Consider the following 3,800-nt stretch of genomic DNA (forward strand, 5'->3'; position numbering starts at 1 on the left):
CGGCGGCAGCCGGCGCGGCGGTGGCGGCGGCGCCCGATGCGGCTGCGGCCGCCGGTGCGAGCTGTGCCGGTACCGACTTCACGGTCGCACCCGGGCGCACCTTCTCGCCGCCCTGCACGATCACGTGGTCGCCCGCTTGCAGACCGCCTTCGACGATCCAGTTCGGACCCTGCATGCCGGTGGTCTTCAGCGGACGCGGCTCGACCTTGTTGCTGGCGTTCACCACCATCGCGATCGCCTGGCCCTTCTGGTCATGCGTGACGCCGATCTGCGGCACCAGGAACGCGTTCTCGTTCACGCCTTCCTCGATCCGTGCACGCACGAACATGCCCGGCAGCAGCACGCGGCCCGGGTTCGGGAACACCGCGCGGATCGTCACCGAACCGGTGGCCTGGTCGACCGTCACGTCGGAGAACTGCAGCTTGCCGGCTTCCGAGTAGGTCTTGCCGTCTTCCAGGATCAGCGACACCTTCGCGGCGCCCGGGCCGCTCGTCTTCAGGCGGCCGCTCTGCACGTCCTGGCGCAGCTTCAGGCCTTCGAGGCTCGACTGCGTGAGGTCGACGTACACCGGATCGAGCTGCTGCACCGTCGACATCAGCGTCGCCTGGCTCGCCTGCACGTACGCGCCCGGCGTCACCTGCGAGATGCCGACACGGCCGGTGATCGGCGACACGACGTCGGTGTAGCCGAGGTTGATCTGCGCGGTATCGACCGCCGCCTTGCCGGCCGCGACGTCCGCCGCGGCCTGGCCTTGCGTGGCCACTGCGTTGTCGTAGTCCTGCTTGCTGACCGCGTTCGCGGCCACCAGCACCTTGTAGCGCGCGACCAGTGCGTTCTGCGTGACGAGGTTCGCCTGCGCCTTCGCGAGCGTCGCCTTCGCGCTGTTCAGTGCGGCGACGTACGGCGCCGGATCGATCTTGTACAGACGCTGGCCGGCCTTGACGTCGGTGCCTTCGGTGAATTCACGACGCAGCACGATGCCGTCGACTCGTGCGCGCACCTGCGCGACGAGGAATGCGCTGGTGCGGCCCGGCAGTTCGCTGAAGACCGGTACGGCTTGCGGTTGGACGGTGACGACGCCGACTTCCGGCGTTTGCGGCGGCGGTGCCGATTCTTTTTTCCCGCACGCGGCCAGGAAAACGGCGGCCGTCGCGACAGTGATTAAGCGGTATGGAACCCGTTCGACGCGCATGGAGCGACCTCTGTGTATAACCAATGGAATAAGTGCCGCACCCCACCGGAGGGAGCGCGACACGGATGCGCCTCACGGCGCAGATCGAACACCTGAAATACTGGACTGCCAGATACAGCAAGCGGCACGAAACCTCCGTGCCGACAGGTTGCCCCGCACTGCGGACTGGAACTTTGGCGGGAATCAGCAGAGTGGGATATTAACTGATTGCCACTTGGGTCATTCGATCGTAGGGTGGTATTGTATATACATTCATGAATGTATGTAAAAAGCCCGTTTATGCCCCGCCTGCCGTCCAGTCTTACGGATTGTTACCAATCGCAAGCATAGCCAGTCTATATGACTGCGCAGAGGGTTGCAGACCCTAAATTCACCTACGCTCATTCCAATCAGGCCTGCACATGGTCAGACGTACCAAGGAGGAGGCGCTCGAGACGCGTAACCGCATTCTCGACGCCGCCGAACACGTGTTCTTCGAGAAGGGCGTGTCGCACACGTCGCTCGCGGACATCGCCCAGCACGCCGGCGTGACGCGCGGTGCGATCTACTGGCATTTCGCGAACAAGAGCGAACTGTTCGACGCGATGTTCGATCGCGTGTTTCTGCCGATCGACGAGCTGAAGCGGATGCCGCTCGACGCGCCGGGCGGCAATCCGCTCGAGAAGATCCGGCAGATCCTGATCTGGTGCCTGCTCGGCGTGCAGCGCGACGCGCAGTTGCGCCGCGTGTTCAGCATCCTGTTCATGAAGTGCGAGTACGTCGCGGATCTGGAGCCGCTGCTCCAGCGCAACCGTGCGGGAATGAGCGAGGCGCTGCACGCGATCGATGCCGATCTCGCGGGGGCCGTGCGGCTCAAGCTGCTGCCCGAGCGGCTCGATACGTGGCGCGCGACGCTGATGCTGCACACGCTCGTCAGCGGTTTCGTGCGCGACATGCTGATGCTGCCCGACGAGGTCGACGCCGAGCAGCATGCGGAAAAGCTCGTCGACGGCTGTTTCGACATGCTGCGCTTCAGTCCGGCGATGCTGAAGGACGGCGACTGACCGCGCGACGAGCGCTCGCTTGCGGTGTTGTTTCATCGGGCGGCGCGCCGGGCCGCGCCAACGCGCCGCCCGCGCCCTGCCCCCTCTCCCTCCGTTTCAGGCCGCCTTCGCGCGCTGCGCGCGGGCCCGCCGGTTCGACGCGACGACCGAATCGCGCGTCGGCATCGGCGCACCGGCCAGTCCCGCGATCCACGCGTCGGTCGACATCACGGCCGCGAAATTCGACTGGAACACGACCGCGTACGTGCGGTGAATCTCCTCGGCGCTTACCGCGCCTGCTTCGTTCTCGTACGGCAGCGCACCCGTCGCGTCGTTCAGGTACTCGACATTCAGCCCCGCGTGCGCCGCGTGATAGACCGTCGACGCATTGCAGTTGTGCGTCATGTAGCCGGCCACCGTGAGCGTATCGATCCCGTGCGCGTCGAGCCACGCGGCGAGGTCGGTCCCGGCGAACGCGCTTGCCTGCCGCTTCTCGATCAGGTGCGCATACGGCCGGCCGGCAACGACCGCGTGCAGCGCGACGCCGTCGGAGCCGGGCGCGAAGATCGGCGCGCCGGCGGGTGCGACGTGCTGGACCACGATCACCGGCACGCCGGCCGCATGCGCGGCGTCGATCGCGCGGCCGATGTTCGCGAGCGACACGTCGAGCGGCGGATAGTCGATCGGCAGGTTACCCGTCACGTATTCGTTCTGGACGTCGATCACGATCAATGCGCGACGGGGAACGGTTTGGGAAGGAGAATGCGGGACGGCGTTCGACATGACGGGCTCCTGGTGCGGCGGCGCGGCCCCGCCCCGGAACGGGACGGCCAGCGGCGCGATGCGATGCATTGTCGGCGCGCATCGCTCACGGGGACAGTGGCCCGATAGCCATTCTTCGATAGAATCGGGCCATCGCCATTCCGGAGCCCGCCATGACCGCCGCCGCCTCGTCCACCCGGACCGCCCAGCCTGCTCCGACCGTCGTTGCCGTGATCGCGTATGACGGCATCAGCCCGTTCCATCTGTCGGTGCCGTCGGTCGTATTCGGCAAGGAACGCGACGCGGCCGCCTCGCCCGCGTTCGAGTTCCGCGTCTGCTCGGCCGAACGTGGCCCGCTGTCGACGACGGGCGGCTTCACGATCACCGCGCCGTACGGGCTCGACGGGCTCGACGACGCGGACATCGTCATCGTGCCGGCATGGCGCGACCCGGACGAAGCGCCGCCCGACGTGCTGCTCGACGCCGTCCGCGCGGCCGCCGCGCGTGGCGCGCAGCTCGTCGGGCTGTGCCTCGGCGCCTACGTGCTCGCCGCGGCCGGCCTGCTCGACGGCCGCCCGGCCACCACGCACTGGGCGTGGGCCGACGACTTCGCGCAACGCTTTCCGCGCGTGAAGCTCGATCCGGACGTGCTGTACGTGGACGACGGCAACCTGATGACGTCGGCCGGCACGGCCGCCGGGCTCGACTGCTGCCTGCACGTCGTCCGGCTGCGCTTCGGCTCGGACGCCGCGAACCAGATCGCGCGCCGCCTCGTGATCCCGCCGCACCGGCAGGGCGGGCAGGCGCAATACGTGCCGCAGCCG

Annotated in this window: 4 protein-coding genes; 2 read left to right on the top strand and 2 right to left on the bottom strand. The window is 67.7% G+C overall.

What is annotated here, in order from left to right; genetic code table 11:
• The coding region (locus G3N96_RS37845; RefSeq protein WP_206140405.1) for an efflux RND transporter periplasmic adaptor subunit at nucleotides 1-1,192 on the bottom strand (1,192 nt) is incomplete at its 3' end.
• Between the two features lie 401 nt (nucleotides 1,193-1,593).
• Between G3N96_RS37845 and G3N96_RS37850 the strand changes: the two genes are divergently transcribed.
• Nucleotides 1,594-2,235 carry a TetR family transcriptional regulator gene (locus G3N96_RS37850; protein WP_124580883.1) on the top strand — a complete coding sequence of 214 codons (642 nt, stop codon included), beginning with the start codon at nucleotides 1,594-1,596 and terminating at the stop codon, nucleotides 2,233-2,235.
• Nucleotides 2,236-2,331: 96 nt separating this feature from the next.
• Here the strand turns inward: G3N96_RS37850 and G3N96_RS37855 are convergent, their stop codons facing one another.
• A complete protein-coding gene (locus G3N96_RS37855; RefSeq protein ID WP_206140406.1) occupies nucleotides 2,332-2,997 on the bottom strand; it encodes a cysteine hydrolase family protein in 666 nt (221 codons plus the stop codon).
• A 152-nt stretch (nucleotides 2,998-3,149) separates the two neighbouring features.
• On the opposite strand from G3N96_RS37855, the gene G3N96_RS37860 reads away from it, so the two are divergent.
• Nucleotides 3,150-3,800 (top strand): DJ-1/PfpI family protein (locus G3N96_RS37860; protein WP_206140407.1); only part of this gene is annotated, 651 nt, incomplete at its 3' end.

Origin of the sequence: Burkholderia sp. Se-20373, from assembly GCF_017104705.1 — a bacterium.
GTDB lineage: Bacteria > Pseudomonadota > Gammaproteobacteria > Burkholderiales > Burkholderiaceae > Burkholderia.

Excerpts from the sequence above, each read along its gene's own strand:
- G3N96_RS37850 (WP_124580883.1), top strand. The coding sequence starts at position 1,594 with ATGGTCAGACGTACCAAGGAGGAGGCGCTCGAGACGCGTAACCGCATT.
- G3N96_RS37855 (WP_206140406.1), bottom strand. The coding sequence starts at position 2,997 with ATGTCGAACGCCGTCCCGCATTCTCCTTCCCAAACCGTTCCCCGTCGC.